Here is an 18,664-nt window from a genome sequence, read left to right as displayed (position 1 = left end):
GATCTGTTTCCCAAATAACTGCGCAATTTTGAACGAAAGCGCCCCAGTTGCGCAGTTACTATATGCCGCGATTCGTGACCGAATTACAAATGCTTAACCAAAAGGCGTGTCGAGGCATGCGAAACGGCCGCGGGAAGCCGGCGGTTTCGCGGACCCATCGGCGGAAATTTGCGCCCACCCGAGCTGCAGAAGAGCAAGGCCAATGCCGTCGTTATGCACATGAATTCATCGAATTTTACCCGGAGAAGCCAGCGGGCGGAAAACCTCGCGTCGGTCAGGTCGAGACGATAGCCGGAAATCGTGTAGCGTCCGCTGGCGCCTGGCCGGTCGCCCGATGGAAATCATCCGTTCCGCACAGACCGCGCCCAGGCCTGCATGAGGCAATATCGTCGGCAAATCCCCCGCGCCATGGGCGAGACTATGCTCATCATTGCGCGGGGCGGTCGACGAACCGGGGGAGAATGCAACGAATAACGCTGGAGGCGGCATGTTCGATGGCTATCGTTCTGCAATCAAGCTTTTGTCACACCACGACCGGACCAATGTTGATCCGGCCGCGGGACCGCACCGCTTATTTGTTGGACGCAGCGTCTTCGATGACCTTCGCAACTTTATCGGGATGAGAGACCATTACGACGTGGGACGCACCTTTAACCACAACCGTCTCTTTCGAGCCCGCTCTTTCCGCCATCCATCCAAGCGCTGCCGGCGGTATGTTTTTATCCGCATCGCCGTAAACGAACCAGGAAGGGATATTCTTCCAGCTCGCCGAAGTTGAAGCCTCGCCAAGAGCCTTATCCGTGATCGGACGCTGCGTTGCGGCCATCAGCTTGCCCTCCGCCTTAGATACATCTGCGGCGAATTGATCGTGAAACTCGCCCTGCTTGATGTACAGATCCTTTACTCCACCATCCAACAGAACCGGTTCGGCAAGGGTGGGTGCGAGCGTGCTTCCTGGAAACTTACCTGAAAGCGCGAGCGCCGTTTCTCCAACATCGGGCGCGAAGGCCGCGACGAAGACCAGCGATTTAACGTTCGCGCTGTGTGCTGCTGCCTCGTTGATGACTGCGCCACCGTAGGAGTGACCGACGAGAACAACATCCGTCTTCAATCCGGCGACCACTTTGCGCACATAATCGCCATCGGACGTGACGCTTCGAAGCGGATTAGCGACCGCCACCACCGGATATCCATCCTTTTCCAGACGTGTGATCACGCCATTCCAACTGGAGGCATCGGCAAATGCGCCATGAACAAGTACAACCGTCGGTTTTTCGGCTGCTTGGGCATTGGAAAGGCCAAAGGCGGTGATTGCGGCGGCGACGACAAACATCTTCAACATCATTAAGCTCCTTTATATCGTGTACGATTTAATTATTCGCAATTCTTCATGAAGACAAGCCTCAACATCCTTGTTCACTTTGATTTGAAGATTGTCCCGTGTTCACCAGCTAACGTCAACTTCGCTCGGTCGGTAAGAAACGTCCAAAGACGATCGCGCAGCGATGGCGGCGATACACGAGGTCGCTCCGAAGTTCAGGGGTCTCAACGGATTTCGGCGTGAATTCCGCCACCGGCGAAGTGAAACAGATCGCCGGCAGAACTAATCCGCCATCGATTGGTAAAGCCAGGCGGAGAGCGTCTCGGCCGCCAGCCGCGCGGCTGCGTCTGGAAGCAGCGCGTCGTCGGTCAATTCGACACCGAAATAAGACGTGGACGGATCCGTTATCACCTGCCGTTCGTCTTCGTTCGCGGCCAGATAGATCCGGGCGAGTTCATCGATGCCGAACTGTTCTGGGCCGCCGATTTCGACAATACCGCCCAAAGGCGTTGCGACGGTCAATTCGGCCAGAAAGGCGGCGACGTCCGCGGCTGCGACCGGCCTGATCAAGGCTGGGGGCAGTCGGAAGACATCGCCTTGCGCACCGATGTCGATCAATCCGCTTATGAACTCGTAAAACTGCGTGGAGCGGAGGATCGTATAGGGGCGATTGGAAGCTCGGATAAGGTTTTCCTGCACCATTTTCGCGTGAAAATAGTCGCTTTCCACGAGCCGAGGCGTGCCGACGACGGAGAGCGCGAGATAATGCCCGACGCCGGCGTCCGCCGCAGCCGCGAGCAAATTCTTCGTCGACGCCTTGAAGAAATCCAGTGCCGTGCTGTCGCCGAAGGATGCGGCATTGGTCACATCCACGATGACGTCGTTTCCTGCTATAGCTGCGTCGAGACCTTTACCGGTAACCGTATCGACGCCAAGCGACAACGATGCGGCCGTGACCTCGTGGCCGGACCGGCGCAGGCTATCGCTGAGCCGCGTTCCGATGAGACCGCTTGCTCCCACCACGGTAATTTTCATGTCAGCATCCTCGGATCGATTGGACCGACAATGACCGGAAAGTCAAAACCCTTCCACCATGCATGAGGCTTGGCGCCTTAGTCTTAGGTATAGCGGAGCAGATCCAAGGTATAGGATGACCCACCAGGAACGGAAACGTCGTGCCGCTCCTGGTTAGCGCCGAAGATCCAGCCCCGGCGCAACGCTACCTCTCCGCGCAATGCATGGATTTCCATGAGTTGCGGCTGTGGTTCCACGGGGTTACGGTTCGATCATGAGCTCGCCGATCCCGACATCGAAAACGAGTGCTGCACTACATGCTGACGATCCCCCGGCTTTGTCCGTCCGGCAGGAGCGGTTGATGATGAGCGTCTGGTCGCACCGCCCCCGATTCCTCTATCTCACGCTTTTTATCGTCGCCTATGTGCTCGCCTGCGGCTTCGCCCAGCTGCTTGCGATCGTGCCGGGAACGGGTATTTCCATCTGGCCCCCAGGCGGGCTTTTCATCGCTACGCTCATCCTCGCCTCCAGGCGCAGCTGGCCATGGTGGATACTGGGAGGATTCCTGGCAGAGCTGTTCAGCAATGCCATCTGGTTCTACAGTCCGCTGCCTGCGGCCTTCCTGATCTATGTCGGCAACGCTCTTGAAGCGGTGGTCGCGGCATGGCTGATCAATCAGGCCTTGAAGCGGCCGGCGCAGCTGGAAACCTTGCAGGAAGTTCTCGCCTTCGTCGTGCTGGGCGCCGGAATTGCGCCAGTCGTGAGTGCGACGGTGGGAAGTGCGACGCTTGCCTGGTTTGGCATCCAATCGCAATCCTTCGTGACGGCCTGGCCTCTTTGGTGGATCGGTGATGCAACCGGCGTCCTGATCGTCGCGCCGCTGGCGCTCGCCGTGGTCCACAACTGGCGCGGCAAGACCCGGCTCTCAGCCGCGCAATGGCTGGAGGCTTGCGTTCTCGGACTGATTTTTCTCGGTGTCGCCGCTCTGTCTCTCAGCGGCTACCTTCCCTTCGCCTACATCATCATGCCCCCCTTCTTTGGGCCGCGGTCCGCTTCGAGTTCAAGGGCGCCGCCATATCGCTCGTGCTCCTCGCCCTGATCACGGCCGTCTTCACGATAACAGGCGCCGGCCAATCCGTCGGCGATCCCGAGTCCCAGAAACACAAGCAGATCATGCTGCAGCTTTTCCTGGCGATCTCCGCATTTTCGGCGCTGATCGTCGCCGCCATATCCAGGCAACATCAGCTGGCCGTGCTCACATTGCGCCAAAGCGTTGAGACGTTGCGCGACCGGGAACAAGAGCTCTCGCAGCTTGTCGACATGGTTCCGAGCCACGTCTGGCGTCTGTCACCTCGCGGCGAACCAACCTTCTTCAACAGACGAATGATCGATTTCCTCGGTTTGGATGTCGCGGATTCGGACAGGCCGGGCGTGAGCCGATTGGAGGCGGTCATCGCAGCAATCATTCATCCCGATGATGCAGCGAGTTTCAAAGATGCGCTCAACCATTGCCTTGCCACCGGCGAAAACTTCGCCATGCGCTATCGGCTGCGCCGCGCCGACGGCGTCTATCACTGGATGTCGAGCCGCGCCGAACCGATGCGGGATCAGGCCGGCAGCATTGTCCAATGGTATGGCCTTTGCCACGACATCGACGATCAGGTCCGTGCAGAAGAGGCGGTGCGCCAGAGCGAGCGAGCGCTGCAGCAGATGATCGACGCGGTGCCGGTTCGCGTCTGGAGCGTAGAGCCGGCGAGCGGGTCGGTCTATTTCAACAAACGTTATCAGGACCATTTCCGCGCCGTCATCGCCAATTTCGACGCTCTCGGCGCGCCGCGCATCGAAGAGCTGCTGCGGCAGCTGATTCATCCCGAAGACGCGCCCGACGTCCAGCGCACGCTGCGGAATTGTTTTGACAGCGGCGGCGGTACCGCCATGCGGTTTCGCTGGCGCGAAAAAGACGACGTCTACCGCTGGGCGGAATGCCGGGTGGAACCCCGGCGCGACGACAACGGAACGGTCGTACAGTGGTATGGCGTTTCTCTCGATGTCGAGGAGGAAGTGCGCGCCCTGGAGGCGTTGCGTGATCGCGAGCGCGAGCTCTCGCAGCTCGTGGACATGGTCCCGGTGCACATTGCCCGCATGGCGCCCGACGGCAAGCCAACCTTCTTCAGCAGACGCACACTTCAATCCATTGGGGTGGACGACGTCGCGGCCTGGGATACGCCTGACATCAGCCGCTCGGCGGCCATCATCGGGGCGACCGTGCATCCAGAAGATGGGCCGCGCATGAGGGAAGTGCTTGCTCACGCGCTTGCGACCGGCGAGCCCTACACAATCCGGTATCGCCGGCGTTGGGCGGGCGGCGAATATCGCTGGATGGAAGGTCGCGCTGAGCCGTTGCGGGATCAGAATGGAGCGATCGTGCAATGGTATGCGGCTGCGATCGACATCGATGACGAGGTGCGTGCGCAACAGGCCCTGCGTGAGCGAGAACGGGAGCTGTCACAGCTCGTCGACATCGTTCCGAGCCTTCTCTGGCGTCTGAATGCGGAGGGGGAGCCGACCTTCTTCAACCAGCGGCTCATCAATTTTCTCGGTCCCGATATTGCAAACCCGGGCAAGCCCGGCATGAACCTGTCCGCCATCATCGAAGCCGCCATTCATCCCGATGATGCGGAAAGTCTGGCCGAGGCGCTGAAGCATTCCTTCGCCACCGGCGAGCGCTTCTCGAAACAGTATCGCCTGCGACGCGCCGATGGCGTCTACCGCTGGGTCAGAGGCAGTGCCGAACCACTGAGGGACGAAAGCGGACGGATCATTCAATGGTACGGCCTGACCCATGACATCGACGATCAACTTCGCATCGAGGAGGAGTTGCGTGAGAGGGAACGTTCGCTCTGGCAGATCGTCGAAACACTGCCCGCCATGATCGATTGTGCAGCGCCCGATGGGGAGCCGGTCTATCGCAATCCTCAGCTCCGAGACTTCCTCGGATATAAGCTCGAAGAGCTTGATGGAACGGGGAAAACCCGGCTGGACGGCACGCTCGACGCCGGCGTACATCCCGACGACGTGGCGGGGGTCAAAGAGAACTATGCCCATTCATTGTCCACTGGCGAGCCCTATGCGCGCCGGCATCGTCTGCGGCGCTACGATGGGGAATATCGCTGGGTAGAGACGCGTGCGGCACCGATGCGCAATGCCGAAGGCGTTATCGTCCAGTGGAACGTCATCTGCCTTGATATCGACAGTGAGGTTCGCACGGAAGAAGATCTGCGTCAGGCGCGAGAAGGCCTTGCGCGGGCAAGCCAGGTGGCGAGCCTTGCCGAGCTTTCGGCCTCCATCGCCCATGAGGTGAACCAGCCGCTCGCGGCCGTCGTCGCCAACTCGCATGCCTGCCAGCGCTGGCTGATGGCGGAACCGCCGAATATGGAGCGGGCACAGAGGACGGTCGCGCGCATCATCCGCGACGCCAACTCGGCGGCGGATGTCGTCAGCCGTATCCGCGCCCTGTTCAAGCAATCCGCAGACCGGAGGGTCTACACGAAGCTCGCCGGCGTCGTCGACGAAGCCCGCAATCTCATGGCCGACGAAGCGGCACGGCGGAGCGTCAGGCTGAACGTGGACGTCGATGCAAACCTTCCGCTCATCGCCATCGATCGCGTTCAGATCCAGCAGGTTCTGATCAATCTCGTCCGCAACGGCATCGAGGCGATGGAGACTGTCGCCGGCGACAGGGTGATCGGGATGCGCGTGCGCCATATGGGGAATGCCATTCAGACCGAAATCACCGATCGCGGCCAAGGTATCGAGTTCCCCGAGAAGATGTTCGAGCCGTTCTTCACGACAAAGGAAAATGGCATGGGCATGGGTCTGGCGATCTGCCGCTCGATCGTCGAGCTGCACGGCGGACGATTGTGGGCAGAGAAGAACAATCCGCACGGAGCGACGTTGATCTTCACGTTGCCGATAGAAACGAAGGCGGCGTCATGACGGTCGATGACCATATCGTCTTCATCGTCGATGACGACGGACGTGTCCGGGAGGCGCTCAGCGAGCTCATGGACGCGCATGGCATGCGCGCCATCGCCTTCGAATCCGCCGGCGATTACGTGAGAGCGGACAAGTCGGATGTAGCCGCCTGCCTCATCCTCGATATCGAGCTGCCTGACATCAACGGCCTCGACCTGCAGAGACAGATCGCCGACGGGGATCATCCGCCGATCGTCTTCATTACCGGACATGGCGACATCCCCTCGTCCGTGCGTGCGATCAAAAGCGGCGCCGTGGATTTCCTGACCAAACCGTTCAGTGACGCGGATCTCATGGCAGCAATCCACGCGGCGCTCGCCCAGGATCGGGTGAAGAGATCGGAACGTGCCGAACTCGATATGCTCAAACGACACTATCTCGACCTGACGCCGCGCGAGCGCGAGGTGCTGCCGCTCGTGGTCAGCGGTCTTCTCAACAAGCAGGCAGCAGCCGAATTGGGGATCAGCGAAGTTACGCTGCAGATCCATAGAAGAAATGTGATGCAGAAAATGGCGGCGGCGTCGCTCGCCGATCTCGTGCGGATCGCGGAGAAATTGGAAATACCGATTACCCACTCGCGCCGAGTGGGGGGGAATTGAACATGAACGAGACAAGACATGTCGTCGCAATTGTCGATGACGATCCAAGACTGCTTGAATCGATGGGCGACCTTCTGGAATCGGCAGGCTATGTCGCCCGCGGCTTCCCGTCGGCGGGCTCGCTGCTCGTCAGCGGGCTGTCGGACCTCGACCTGCTCATCACCGATATCGGAATGCCCGGTATCGACGGCTTCGAACTTCGTGACCTGGTGAGAAAATCGCGCCCCGAGCTGCCGGTATTCCTGATCACGGGCCGCCACGAGATAGCCGATCAGGGCCGTGCTCAGGGCACAGGCGGGTTTTTCCGCAAGCCCTTCGATGCCCAGGCCCTGCTGTCGGCCATCGCCAACGCTTTATACCAATCGAGAGATGGAGGGTAACATGAGAGTTGACCAGCCGTTGCTGCGGAGATCGGCGCCGTTATCATTGCAGGGCAGATGTGAAGAGTTAGAGCCGCTCGTCATTATCGTCGATGACGACGCATCGGTTCGCGAGGCGCTGTCGGAGTTGATCCTATCGGCGGGTTTTCAGTCGATTAGTTTTGCCTCGACCCGAGAATTGCTTGATGCCGATATAATGGAAAACCCCGGCTGCCTGATCCTCGATGTGCGCATGCCTGGAGCAAGCGGCCTTCACCTGCAGAGCCATCTGGCCGAAAACGGCATTTCCAAGCCGATCATTTTTCTGACCGGCCACGGAGACATCCCGATGACCGTTCAGGCAATGAAGGCGGGTGCTGTGGATTTTCTCACCAAGCCGGTGCGGGACCAGACGCTGCTCGACGCCATCACTGCGGCCATTGCGATGGATGCCGAGCGACGGGCCGAAGCCGCAATCGCCAAACGCAATGTCAAACGCCTGGAGACGCTGACGCAGCGCGAGCGCGAAGTTCTGCACGAAGTGGCGCACGGACGCCTCAACAAGCAGATCGCCTTCGATCTCGGCATCAGCGAAGTGACGGTTAAGCTGCATCGCAGCAACGTCATGCACAAGATGGAGGCCGCCTCGATTGGCGAACTGATCCGGGCCTGGGAGACGCTGCCCGCGCAAATGCGACAGACAGGCTCGCGTTAATTTTTTTGCCGGGCCCTTTCCAAAACGACGAGACCCGACCTCGCACATCAGCTGCCTGTCCATTTGATGCGCGCCGTATCCGATTCGCGTCGAAAAAGACGGCGCGGCGCCAGCAATGGGTTTCGCCTTGGCACCCATGCGTTATCTCTAAATTAAAGCTCAGGGATATGACCTCATGCCCGGCTTAGATTTCATAAAGGAGATCACGCCTGTACGATCGATCACCAGCCTCGCCCTCCCCTGAAGCCAACGCATTCGACATCGAAGCAAACTTCTTGTCGGCCATGGGGAACGCCAAACGGCTTCACATTCTGCATCTGTTGACCGAGGGAGAAGTGTCCGTGACCGTCCTGGCTGATGAAGTGGGACTGAGCCAATCTTCGACTTCCCAGCATCTGGCAATTCTTCGAGAACAAGGACTCGTGCAGACGCGAAGGTCTGCCCAGACGATCTTTTATTCACTTCAATCCGGCACGGCCAGGACGATGCTCGATACGCTCGCCGACATCTTCGGATCGTGCCATCGCTCCCCGGTAGACAGCGCCCGAGCCGGGCACCTGACGAAATGACGAGCCCCGCTCTTGCCGCTCGTGATTGGTCTCCGACTCTGCTGAGGATGATCTTGCAGGCGTCAGGTCGGATGCATCGGTTTCTGATGGACGTTTGATGTACGCCTCCTAGACCACGGTGTGATTACGTCTCCATAGCGAATGGAGATAATCAACCACATCAGGAACTGAACGGTCAGCAGGAGGCGATGATGGACGTATATGAGGCAGTCACTAGCCGACGGTCGGTGCGCGGTTTCAAAGACAAACCTGTGGCCAGGGAGATACTTGAGCGCGTGCTGTCCGCCGCGGCTTGGTCGCCGTCAGGATCGAACATCCAGCCGTGGAATACCTATGTGATGACCGGCGCGACGCTGGCCGAGCTCAAGACATCCGCCGTCGAGCGCGTGGCCCACGGCGACGCCTGGGATACGCGGCAGTACGAGATGTATCCGCCCTCGATGAAGTCCCCGTACGGGGAGCGCCGATCCGCCTTCGGCAAGGAGCGCTACAGCGCGCTCGGCATTGCGCGCGAGGACTGGGAGGCGCGCCAGAGGGCAGCAATCGCCAACTGGAACTGCTTTGGCGCACCCGCCGCTCTGTTCTGCTACATCGACCGTGACCTGGGCCTACCCCAATGGGCCGACGTCGGCATGTATCTGCAGACCGTCATGCTGCTGCTGCGCGCCGAAGGACTGCACAGTTGCCCGCAGATGGCGTGGTCACAGGTTCGCGAGACGGTCGCGGAGGTCCTGTCACCCCCGGACGGGCTCATCCTCTTCTGCGGCATGTCGATCGGCTACGAGGACCCCGCGGCAAGTTCTGCCCATACGGGCCGCGCCCCGCTCGCCGAGACGGTCACTTTCGTCGGTGATTAGTGACGTGCGCTCGAAGGACAAGGGAGCCCTTTTATGATTCTTGCGCAAGACGTCCTTGTCATGCGTGATATCGGAGAACGCCATGACCACGCATAAAGTAGGCTATCTCATCGGCAGCCTCGCCAAGGGCTCGATCAATCGCAAGCTTGCCAAGGCGTTGGTGCGGTTCGCCCCGCCGGAACTTGAAATGTCGGAGATATCCTTCAAGGACCTGCCGCTCTACAGCTACGACTATGACGCCGACTATCCCCCGGCCGGCAAGGCATTCAAGGCGGCAATCGCGACCGTCGACGCCGTGCTGTTCATCACGCCCGAATACAATCGATCCATACCTGGCGGGCTGAAAAACGCAATCGACTGGGCAAGCCGCCCCTATGGCACCAACTCGTTCACACGCAAACCGTCCGCGGTTATCGGCACGTCTCCGGGCGCGGTAGGCACAGCCGTCGCCCAGCAGAATTTGCGCAGCGTGCTTAGTTTCTGCAACTCTCCCCAGATGAATGCCCCGGAAGCCTACATCCAGTTCACACCGGGGCTGATCACCGATGACGGCGAGGTCACGAACGACACCACCGCCGATTTCCTTCGCACTTTCATGCGGGACTTCCATGTCTTCATCGCAAGGGTTCGCTCGGTGCTGCCGAAAGACGCCTAGTGGGCACATAAAAGGAACTGGCCGCCCCATGCGGCAGCAGCCAGTTCCCGATTTTCGAGACGTCTCTAAGCGAAGGCGTAAGAACCGTCCGGCCGCTTCGGCACGCGCCGCTGCCAGTGGATATAGCCTTCCTCCTCCATCGCCTTCTCGTCCATCTCGACGCCCCAGCCGGGCCGATCCGGGCGCAGTTCGAGATAGCCGTCCTTCGGTAGATAGGGATCGACGACGTAACGGGTTTCGCCTTCCCGCTTCTCGATATCGTTGCCGCCATAGACGTAGGCCTGGCCCTTCGGCAGCCGGTATTCGAGGATACGAAAATTCTGCGCCGCAGCTGAAAAATGCACGTTGACCGCCGTTGCCAAGGGGCCCATCGGGTTGTGCGGCGCGACGCCGACAAAGAAGGCTTCGGCGAGCGTGGCAATGCGGCGCATTTCGCTGATGCCGCCGACGACGCAAATATCCGGCTGGATCAGATCGGCGCCCTTGACCTGCAGCAGCCGCAGGAACTCGTTCCTGTTGTAGAGCGACTCGCCGGTCGCCAACGTGCAGTTAAGGCCCTGCTTCAGATCGCCCCAGGCCTCGATGTTTTCTGGCCGTAGCGGCTCCTCGAAAAATAGCGGGTCGTAGGGGGCCAATGCATTGCCGAGCTGGCGAGCGGCGACCGGCTCGAAAATCTTCGCATGCGCGTCGAAGGCGATCTCGTATTCGTCGTTGACCGTTTCGCGAAGCGAGCGGAAATAATCCGCCGAGGCCTTCACGACATTGCCCCAGCGATTGGAGTGCATGTCGATCCGCCAGGGGCTGAGCTTGAAGGCGGTGAACCCCCATCCCTCCTTCAGGCGATCGAATTCGTCGCGGGCCGCCGGCGCATCGGGAGCGGTATAGACCCCGGCATAGACCTTGATGCGGTCGCGCACCTCGCCGCCGAGCAGCTTATAGACCGGGAGATTCGCCGCCTTGGCCGCAAGGTCCCACAGGCAATGATCGAGCGCGGAGATCGCGGCAAGGCCAAGCGCGCCCGGCGGGAACCGGCTCTGCTGGACCAGCAGATTGACCAGATACTCGACGCGAGTCGGATCCTGGCCGGACAAAAATCCGCAGAGATAATCGAGCAGCGGCGGAAGCGCCTTGTCCGGCCCGTGATTGTAGCATTCACCCCAGCCCGTAAGCCCGTCATCGGTATCGAGCGCGACGATCACGCGCGGACGGTCCTTGTCGCGGGTCATGAAAACCCGCATGCGGTCGATCTTCATCATTCTGTCCTTCTAGCGATTGAAATAATTGCGACGCGCCACGCGCGTCTGCACGTAGACCTGCTCGTTGTCGGTTCCGGGATTATAGACGCCGGCAGCTGCCGGCACCGAGACGTTGCCGGCACTGGGGAAACGCGCCACGAAGGCTTCGTCGATATCACAGCCAAGTCCTGGGCCATCGGGAACGGCGATCAAACCGTCGACCTGTTGCGGATGCGGCACGATCGTCCGGCGGCGGCCGTCCCAGTCATCGTCGAGGCGCTCGAGAATGAGAGCGTTCGGGATTGCCGCAAGCAGATGCAAGGCCGCATATTCCGCCACCGGCCCGAGCGAGCCGGAATGCGGCGCCATCTGAATATGATGGGCTTCGGCCATGGCGGCGATCTTCTTCATCTGGGTGATGCCGCCTGCCCGGCCGGTGTCCGGCTGGATCACGTCGACCAGTTCCTTCTCGATAAGCTCGCGCTCGCCGAAGATGGTCGCCGAGCGCTCGCCGGCCGCAAGCGGCACATAAGCTGCATCGCGGATACGCCGGTAGCCGTCGATATTCTCCGGCGCGATTGGATCTTCCACCCACATCAATTCATAGGGCTCGAGCGCCCGCACCAGGCGGCAGGCATCCGCAGGCGTCAGCCACGGCGGCCCATGCAGGTCGATGGCAATGTCCATGTCGTCGCCGACGGCATCGCGGAGCGCGGCGACCTTGCGAATGGGATCGGCGACCCCGCCGCACTTGATCGCCTTTATCCCGCGTTCCTTGAGCGCAAGTGCGCGCTCGGGCGTATTCGCATGCGAATAGATCGGTATCCGGTCGCGCACCTTGCCGCCGAGCAGCATCCAGACAGGCACGCCAAGCGCCTTGCCCTTGATGTCCCATAGGGCCATGTCGATGCCGGTCATCGCACCGCCTCCGACAGTTCCGAGCATACCATGGCCCATCATGGCGATATGCATCTTCTGCCACAGCCGTTCGATATGGGCCGGATCTTCGCCGATGAGGAGGGGTGCAAGATCATGGATCGCGGTCTCGACGACACGCGGCCAGCCCGAGCATTCACCGATGCCGGTGATACCCTCGTCGGTATCGACCTTCAAAAAGAGCCAGTTTCTGGTGCCGCCGAATTGCTTGGAGGCGCCGCCACCGGAACGCTGATCGGAAGCCCAGTTCGAGGGGTCTGGCTGGCCGACATGCATGAGAAAAGTCCGGATCCCGGTGATCTTCATCTCTGAGAACTTCCATTCCTGAGGTTGTCGGGCGCGACGTAGCGGAAACGCCTGGAATGATCGCGGTCACGCGGATCTGGACGGGGGATCGCTGATATCAGCGCCTGCGTGTAGGCGTGCTCGGGTGTACGGCAGACCTTCTCCGCCTCGCCGATTTCGACGAGTTGGCCTTTGTACATGACGCCGACACGGTCGCACATGTAGCGGATGACGCCGATATCATGGCTGATGAAGATATAGGCGAGGCCGAGTTCGTCCTGCAGGCGCATCAGGAGATCGAGCACCTGCGAGCGCACGGAGACATCGAGCGCCGAGGTTGCCTCATCCGCGACGATGACGCGCGGATTGAGCGTGATGGCCCGGGCAATGCCAATGCGCTGGCGCTGACCACCGGAGAATGCGTGCGGGTAGCGTTCGCGTGCTCTCGGATCGAGGCCAACTTGCTCCATCAGATGGCAAACCCGCTCTTCCAGCGCCCGCCCCTTGGCGACCCCGTTGACGAGCAGCGGCTCGCCGATGATCTGGGAGACGGTCATGCGTGGATTGAGGGAGCCGAAAGGATCCTGAAACACCATACGCAATTCGCGGCGCGCGGCGGCCAGTGTGGGACCTTTTGCCGTCGCCAGATCGATGATGTCGCCATCGGCGCGGCGATACAGGATTTCGCCGGCAGTCGGATCGAGCAGCCGCATGATCGAGCGGCCCATCGTCGTCTTGCCGGAGCCACTCTCGCCAACGATGCCGAGGGTCTCGCCCGGCAGCAGCGAAATGGAAACATCGTCCAGCGCCTTCACCTCTCCGAAATCCATCGAGACGTTGCGCAGTTCGAGGATCGGCGCTTGGGTTCTGTCGAGCGGCGCGCGCGCCAGGCGGATTTCCGCCTTCTGCTCCAGCTTCAGCACCGAGCCGATCAGCATGCGGGTATAGTCGTCTTGCGGCGCATGAAAGATCTGCTCGACCGGCGCATATTCCTTGGCGACGCCGTTATGCATCACCAGCACATCGTCGGCGATCTGGGCCACGACACCCATGTCATGCGTGATGAACAGAACGGCCATTCCATTGGCCTTTTGCAGGCGGGCGATCAGGTCGAGAATCTCGGCCTGCGTCGTCACGTCGAGAGCCGTGGTCGGCTCGTCGGCGATTAGGAGCTGAGGTTTACAGGCGAGTGCCATAGCAATCATCGCGCGCTGGCGCATCCCGCCGGAATATTGAAAGGCATACCGATCCAACGCCTTTTCCGGCGAGGGAATCTCGACCTGCTTGAGCAGCGATATGGCCTCAGTGCGCGCCTCTGCCTTGCTCATCCTGGTGTGGAGAAGAAGCGCCTCGACGATCTGGTTGCCGACCGTGTGGATCGGCGACAGCGACGACATCGGCTCCTGGAAGATCATGGCGATGTCGCGGCCACGGATCGCCCGGATCTGACGCCCGCGCGGATTGAGGCTGGTCAGATCGGTCGAGCCGCCGTTTTGATCGTTCAAGATGATCGATCCGCCGGATATGCGGCCAGGCGCGTCGACGATCTGCAGGATCGAACGCGCTGTCACCGACTTGCCGGATCCGCTTTCGCCGACGACACAAAGCGTCTTGCCCGGTTCGATCGAGAAAGACAGGTCGCTGACGGCGCGAAAGATGCCGGTCCGCAGTGGAAATTCGACGGTCAGGTTTTTCACTTGGAGCAGCGGCCTGCCGGCGATGGGAACGATATCGGTCATGCCGGCCTCATTTGTTGTACGGATCGGCCGCATCGCGCAGCCCGTCGCCGAGAAGGTTAAGCGCCATCACGGCGACCACGACGGCGCAGCCCGGCATGAAGAGCCATGGCGCGGTGGCGATCGAGCGAATGTTCTGGGCCTCGCGCAAAAGCACGCCCCAGGAGATGGTCGGCGGCTGCAGCCCGAGCCCCAGGAAGGAGAGAGAGGTTTCGGCAAGGATCATCGCCGGCACCGCAAGCGTGATCGACGCAATGATGTGGCTGGCAAAGCTCGGCAGCATGTGGCGAAAGATGATGCGTCTTTCGCGAACGCCGTCGAGTCTCGCGGCGGCGACGAACTCCTCTGTTCGCAGCGACAGGAAGCGGCCGCGAACGACGCGGGCAAGCTGCGCCCAGCCGGTCAGCGACAGGATGATCGTGATCATCATATACTGCAGCGTCGCCGGCCAATCCTGTGGCAGGGCCGCGGCCATGGCGAGCCAGATCGGTATCGTCGGCAGCGACAGAACGAAATCGATCACGCGCTGCATAAAGAAATCGATGCGGCCGCCGTAATATCCCGAGATACCGCCGAGCACGATACCGAGCATGAGCGAGAAGAAGACGCCGACGAGGCCGATCGACAACGAGATCTGCGAGCCTTGCACCGTTCGGCTGAAAACATCGCGCCCAAGCCTGTCGGCGCCGAAGAGAAGCAGCGGCGTCGTCTTGTCGGGCGAGGCGATCAGGTGGATGTTTGACTTGAACAGACCGAATACGGAATATTCATAGCCGCGCCCGAAAAATTGGACGTCGACACGCTTTGTCGTGTCTTCCTTGAAGATGGCGGCCAGTGTTTCCGGATCGCGGGTCAGCTTCATCGGATAATAATGCGGGCCGAAGGAAAAGCCATTCTGCGTGTCGATCAGATGCAATCTCTGCGGTGGGTGAAAGGTCGCCCGCGCATTTTGCAGGTTCGGATCGTTGATGGCGAAGAAGCCGGGAACCAGGGCAACGATATACATCATCACGGTGACGACAAGCGCCACCATGGCCAGCCGGTGCCGGCGGAAAGCCCACCAGATCAACTGCCACTGCGATGCGACGGCGGCGCGATCCGGCTGAATATTTGTAACGGTGATGTCAGCCACGTTAGGCTCCTATTCCAACCGGATGCGGGGATCGACCAGCGCAAGCAGGATGTCGCTGATCAAAGAGCCTATCAGCGTCAGAGCGCAGATCAGCAGAACGAAGGCACCGGCCAGATACATGTCCTGGGCCATCAGCGCCTGCAGCAGCAAAGGTGCGGCCGTCGGCAGATTTAGGACGATGGCGACGACAACCGAGCCGGAAATGAGGTTGGGCAGCAGCCAGGCAATGGTCGAGATGAACGGATTGAGCGCGATCATCATTGGGTATTTCATCAGCAGCCGGAACTCTGAGAGACCTTTTGCCCTTGCCGTCGTCACGTAAGGCTTCGGCAGTTCATCGAGCATGTTGGCGCGCATGACACGGATGAGGCTCGCGGTCGATGAAACGGCAAGAATGATGACCGGAAGCCAGAGATGCGAGAAGAGATCGATCATCTTGGCGAAGCTCCAGGACGCGTTCTCGTATTCGGGCGAAAACAGCCCGCCGACATCCTGTCCGAATTCGACCGCCGCGACATACATCAGCACCAGCGCCAGCAGGAAGGACGGAACGGCCAGGCCGAAAAAGGTGAAGGCGGTGAAGAAATAGTCCCCGATCGAATATTTGCGCACAGCGGAATAGACGCCGATCGGCAGGGCGATCGCCCAAGTGGCGATCAATGTCGACAGGGCCAGAACAAGCGTCAGCGCCATGCGCTCCCAGATAAGGTCGGAGACGGGCTGCTGCCATTCGAAAGAAATGCCGAAATCGCCGCGCGAGAGGATGCCCCATATCCATTTGAAGTATTGGACGAGCATCGGATCGCCGAGGCCGAAGCGCTCGCGTAATTGTGCCGCCGTGTTCTGATCGACGATTTCGTTGGATGCCGCCAGTGTTGCGATATAGGTCGTGACATAGTCGCCCGGCGGCAGCTGGATCAGCACGAAAGCGAGAAAGCTGACGGCAAAAAGCGATGGAATCATCCATAGGAAGCGTTTGGCGATGAAGACCAGCATAGGGCGTCTCTTGCATTGAACGCCGCCCCGACTCCTTCGGCTGGACGGCCGAAAAGGCATTGGGGGACAGACTTGAAGGAAGACGCCGTGCCTGATGGCACGGCGCCGGAGATCCGAATCAGCTCGTGAAGGTGAATTGCTGTGGCAACGCAGGCCCCGGATTAGGCCAGGACCAGCTATCCGGCTGCTTCTCGGGAACGTTGCGCAGATTGTTGCGGATGATGCCGAACCCGCCGACCGCGAGGCAAAGCCCGACGGTCTCGAATTCCTCCGCGGCGATGTCGAAGATCTGCTTCATGACCGCACCGCGCTTGTCGAGATCGGCCGTCGAACGCGCTTCGTCAAAGAGCTTCATGCGCTTTTTCTGGCTTTCCGGCGGCTCTTCGCCGCGTGCACCGTTGGAGGTGTACCAAAGCGTCCACGGAATGGCGTAACGCGAACCCTGCGGATGGAAGGCGAAGAAATCGCGCGGATCGAGCATCGGATCGAGACCGCCGGGCCCCGGCCACACCTGCGCATCATGGGCATTGTCGTCGCCGCGGGTGTAATAAAGCGCCCGCTCGATGGTATTGACCTTCATGTCGATGCCGATCTGGGCCCAATGCGTCTTGACCAGTTCGAGCGCGTCGACCAGATCGGGATATAACGTCGGAATGACGTCGATCGAGAAGAACACCTTTTGGCCATCGGGCCGAAGGCGGAAGCCGTCGCCGCCCTTCTTGTAGCCGGCCTGATCGAGCATCGCGCCTGCCTTGTCGGCGTCAAATTCGGTGAACTGGCGCGCGTATTTCTCGTTATACCACGGATGGGTTGGACGCGGCCCCGCCTGGTAAGGCTCGCTCTGCCCGAAATAGACAATATCGATGAGCTCTGGGCGATTGATGCCGATCGACAAGGCCTGCCGAAACGACTTGTCCGCAAACATCTTGCGCATGGCAGGATCTTTGTGGGTGATATTGAAATAGATCTGGCATTGTTGCGAGGCCGAAGGCACCAGCGTCAGCAGTCGATAGTCGCCTTTTTCCATGTTCTTGGACAGCGTCGGCTTGTTGGCAAGCACGCTGATATGGCGCTCCTGGATGTCGATCTTTCCCGAAATGACGTTCAGCATCAGCGATTCGACGTCCTGCGAGATGCCGAAGTTGATCTCATCGATGTAGGGAAGCTGGTTGCCTTCGGTATCGACCTGCCAGAAATAGGGATTGCGGGTCATGACGACACGCGTCGCGCCGCCGGCATAAGGCTCTTTCACCACCCATGGATCGAGCGTCGGCTTGTCGACGTTGCCCCACCGCGACGGGATCTCGATGTCACCGCACCGGCTGCGGAACAGCTCCGTCCAGCTGGTGACGCCGGCCTTCTTCGCATCGGCCTCGATATTGGGATTATATTTCGGCAGGAACTGGCTGCAGTAATGCTTTGGAAAGAGCGTCGGATGCTGACCAAGCGGCGTGGCGAGGTTTTCCAGGTAAAGCGCGTTGGCCGCCGCAAAGGTGAACTTCACCGTATAGTCGTCGATTTTTTCGACGGTCACCGGCTTGCCGGCGACAGCAAGCTGCGCTGGTGTCGAGCTGTAGAGCTCGGTATTCTTGACGCAGTCTTCGATCGCAAAAACGACGTCATCGGCCGTAAAGGGATGACCGTCCGACCAGCGCACGCCTTCGATGAGATGGAAGGTGAATTGCGTCGCGTCGTCGCTGACTTCCCAGCGCTCGGCAAGGTTCGGCTCCACAGCGGTAAACTCGAGGTTCCAGCGCACCAGGCTCTGGTTGCCGACCATGCGCAGAATGCCGTTATGGTCGGATGAACCGCGAAGGCCGCGGCGCAGAGAGCCGCCATAGGTGCCGATTTTTTCGAACGGCTTGACGACCATCGGCTTCTTCGGCAGGCGCTCGGCGAGCGGCGGCAGTTTTCCATCTTTCACAAGCTGTGCAAGTGCGGGTGCTTCACCGCCTGCGGCGGCGGAGACGCGACCAGCGACGGATAGCGCGGCGACACCGGCCATGCCGCCAAGCACGGCGCGGCGGGTAACGCCACGCGACAGTATTTCATTAGGCATCGAGTTCCTCCGTTTTTATGCCGGCGCAGCTTTTTAGACCGGCGGATGCGGCGGGCTCCCGACCCGCCGCCTGCGCCCTCCTCGGCGCTACGACCGAACCATAGACACGTTCCCAAATGATTACAAGAGTTGACAGATAATTACAAATTTTGTAGCGATGC

14 protein-coding genes and 2 pseudogenes are annotated in these 18,664 nt (G+C 60.3%); 7 read left to right on the top strand and 9 right to left on the bottom strand.

The window, feature by feature from the left end:
- Nucleotides 1–571: 571 nt before the first annotated feature.
- The 3 genes and pseudogenes from J3O30_RS26650 to J3O30_RS26645 all read right to left on the bottom strand — a co-directional run bounded on the left by J3O30_RS26650 (nt 572) and on the right by J3O30_RS26645 (nt 2,356).
- The gene (locus J3O30_RS26650; RefSeq protein ID WP_207584774.1) at nt 572–1,342 is read right to left on the bottom strand and encodes an alpha/beta hydrolase; all 771 of its coding nucleotides are present in this window, start codon (nt 1,340–1,342) and stop codon (nt 572–574) included.
- 169 nt (nt 1,343–1,511) lie between these two features.
- Nucleotides 1,512–1,592: pseudogene (locus J3O30_RS33390) on the bottom strand (hypothetical protein); the annotation flags it as partial.
- A gap of 11 nt (nt 1,593–1,603) precedes the next feature.
- Nucleotides 1,604–2,356, bottom strand: a complete 753-nt coding sequence (locus J3O30_RS26645) for an NAD(P)H-binding protein (RefSeq protein ID WP_207584773.1) — start codon at nt 2,354–2,356, stop codon at nt 1,604–1,606.
- Between the two features lie 340 nt (nt 2,357–2,696).
- Here J3O30_RS26645 and J3O30_RS26640 point away from each other — a divergent pair.
- The 7 genes and pseudogenes from J3O30_RS26640 to J3O30_RS26610 all read left to right on the top strand — a co-directional run bounded on the left by J3O30_RS26640 (nt 2,697) and on the right by J3O30_RS26610 (nt 10,124).
- Nucleotides 2,697–6,331: pseudogene (locus J3O30_RS26640) on the top strand (PAS domain-containing protein).
- Nucleotides 6,328–6,969, top strand: coding sequence for a response regulator (locus J3O30_RS26635; RefSeq protein ID WP_207584772.1), 642 nt, complete (start codon nt 6,328–6,330; stop codon nt 6,967–6,969). Before J3O30_RS26640 ends, J3O30_RS26635 begins: the two are co-directional and overlap by 4 nt.
- A gap of 2 nt (nt 6,970–6,971) precedes the next feature.
- The gene (locus J3O30_RS26630; protein ID WP_207584771.1) at nt 6,972–7,349 is read left to right on the top strand and encodes a response regulator; all 378 of its coding nucleotides are present in this window, start codon (nt 6,972–6,974) and stop codon (nt 7,347–7,349) included.
- Nucleotide 7,350: 1 nt separating this feature from the next.
- Nucleotides 7,351–8,043 (top strand): response regulator transcription factor, encoded by a 693-nt coding sequence (locus tag J3O30_RS26625; RefSeq protein WP_207584770.1) that lies wholly within the window; start codon nt 7,351–7,353, stop codon nt 8,041–8,043.
- A 209-nt stretch (nt 8,044–8,252) separates the two neighbouring features.
- On the top strand, nt 8,253–8,612 hold the full coding sequence (locus J3O30_RS26620) for a metalloregulator ArsR/SmtB family transcription factor (protein ID WP_207585202.1): 360 nt from the start codon (nt 8,253–8,255) through the stop codon (nt 8,610–8,612).
- A 191-nt stretch (nt 8,613–8,803) separates the two neighbouring features.
- The gene (locus J3O30_RS26615; protein ID WP_207584769.1) at nt 8,804–9,469 is read left to right on the top strand and encodes a nitroreductase; all 666 of its coding nucleotides are present in this window, start codon (nt 8,804–8,806) and stop codon (nt 9,467–9,469) included.
- 82 nt (nt 9,470–9,551) lie between these two features.
- Entirely contained in the window at nt 9,552–10,124 is a 573-nt protein-coding gene (locus J3O30_RS26610; RefSeq protein WP_207584768.1) for an NADPH-dependent FMN reductase, read from the top strand.
- A 65-nt stretch (nt 10,125–10,189) separates the two neighbouring features.
- Here J3O30_RS26610 and J3O30_RS26605 read toward each other — a convergent pair whose 3' ends face one another.
- The 6 genes from J3O30_RS26605 to J3O30_RS26580 all read right to left on the bottom strand — a co-directional run bounded on the left by J3O30_RS26605 (nt 10,190) and on the right by J3O30_RS26580 (nt 18,503).
- Nucleotides 10,190–11,377: a mandelate racemase/muconate lactonizing enzyme family protein gene (locus tag J3O30_RS26605; RefSeq protein WP_207585201.1), complete on the bottom strand. Its 1,188-nt coding sequence runs from the start codon at nt 11,375–11,377 to the stop codon at nt 10,190–10,192.
- Between the two features lie 12 nt (nt 11,378–11,389).
- Entirely contained in the window at nt 11,390–12,601 is a 1,212-nt protein-coding gene (locus J3O30_RS26600; RefSeq protein ID WP_207584767.1) for a mandelate racemase/muconate lactonizing enzyme family protein, read from the bottom strand.
- Nucleotides 12,598–14,319, bottom strand: a complete 1,722-nt coding sequence (locus J3O30_RS26595) for an ABC transporter ATP-binding protein (protein ID WP_207584766.1) — start codon at nt 14,317–14,319, stop codon at nt 12,598–12,600. Before J3O30_RS26595 ends, J3O30_RS26600 begins: the two co-directional genes overlap by 4 nt.
- Nucleotides 14,320–14,326: 7 nt before the next feature.
- Nucleotides 14,327–15,448, bottom strand: a complete 1,122-nt coding sequence (locus J3O30_RS26590; protein WP_207584765.1) for an ABC transporter permease — start codon at nt 15,446–15,448, stop codon at nt 14,327–14,329.
- Between the two features lie 9 nt (nt 15,449–15,457).
- Nucleotides 15,458–16,444 (bottom strand): ABC transporter permease, encoded by a 987-nt coding sequence (locus J3O30_RS26585; RefSeq protein WP_207584764.1) that lies wholly within the window; start codon nt 16,442–16,444, stop codon nt 15,458–15,460.
- 118 nt (nt 16,445–16,562) lie between these two features.
- Nucleotides 16,563–18,503 carry an ABC transporter substrate-binding protein gene (locus J3O30_RS26580; protein WP_207584763.1) on the bottom strand — a complete coding sequence of 647 codons (1,941 nt, stop codon included), beginning with the start codon at nt 18,501–18,503 and terminating at the stop codon, nt 16,563–16,565.
- Nucleotides 18,504–18,664 lie beyond the last annotated feature (161 nt).

Source organism: Rhizobium sp. NZLR1 (assembly GCF_017357385.1).
Lineage (GTDB): Bacteria > Pseudomonadota > Alphaproteobacteria > Rhizobiales > Rhizobiaceae > Rhizobium.
Note: the sequence above shows the minus strand (reverse complement) of the source record. Positions and strands in the feature narration are given on the sequence as shown.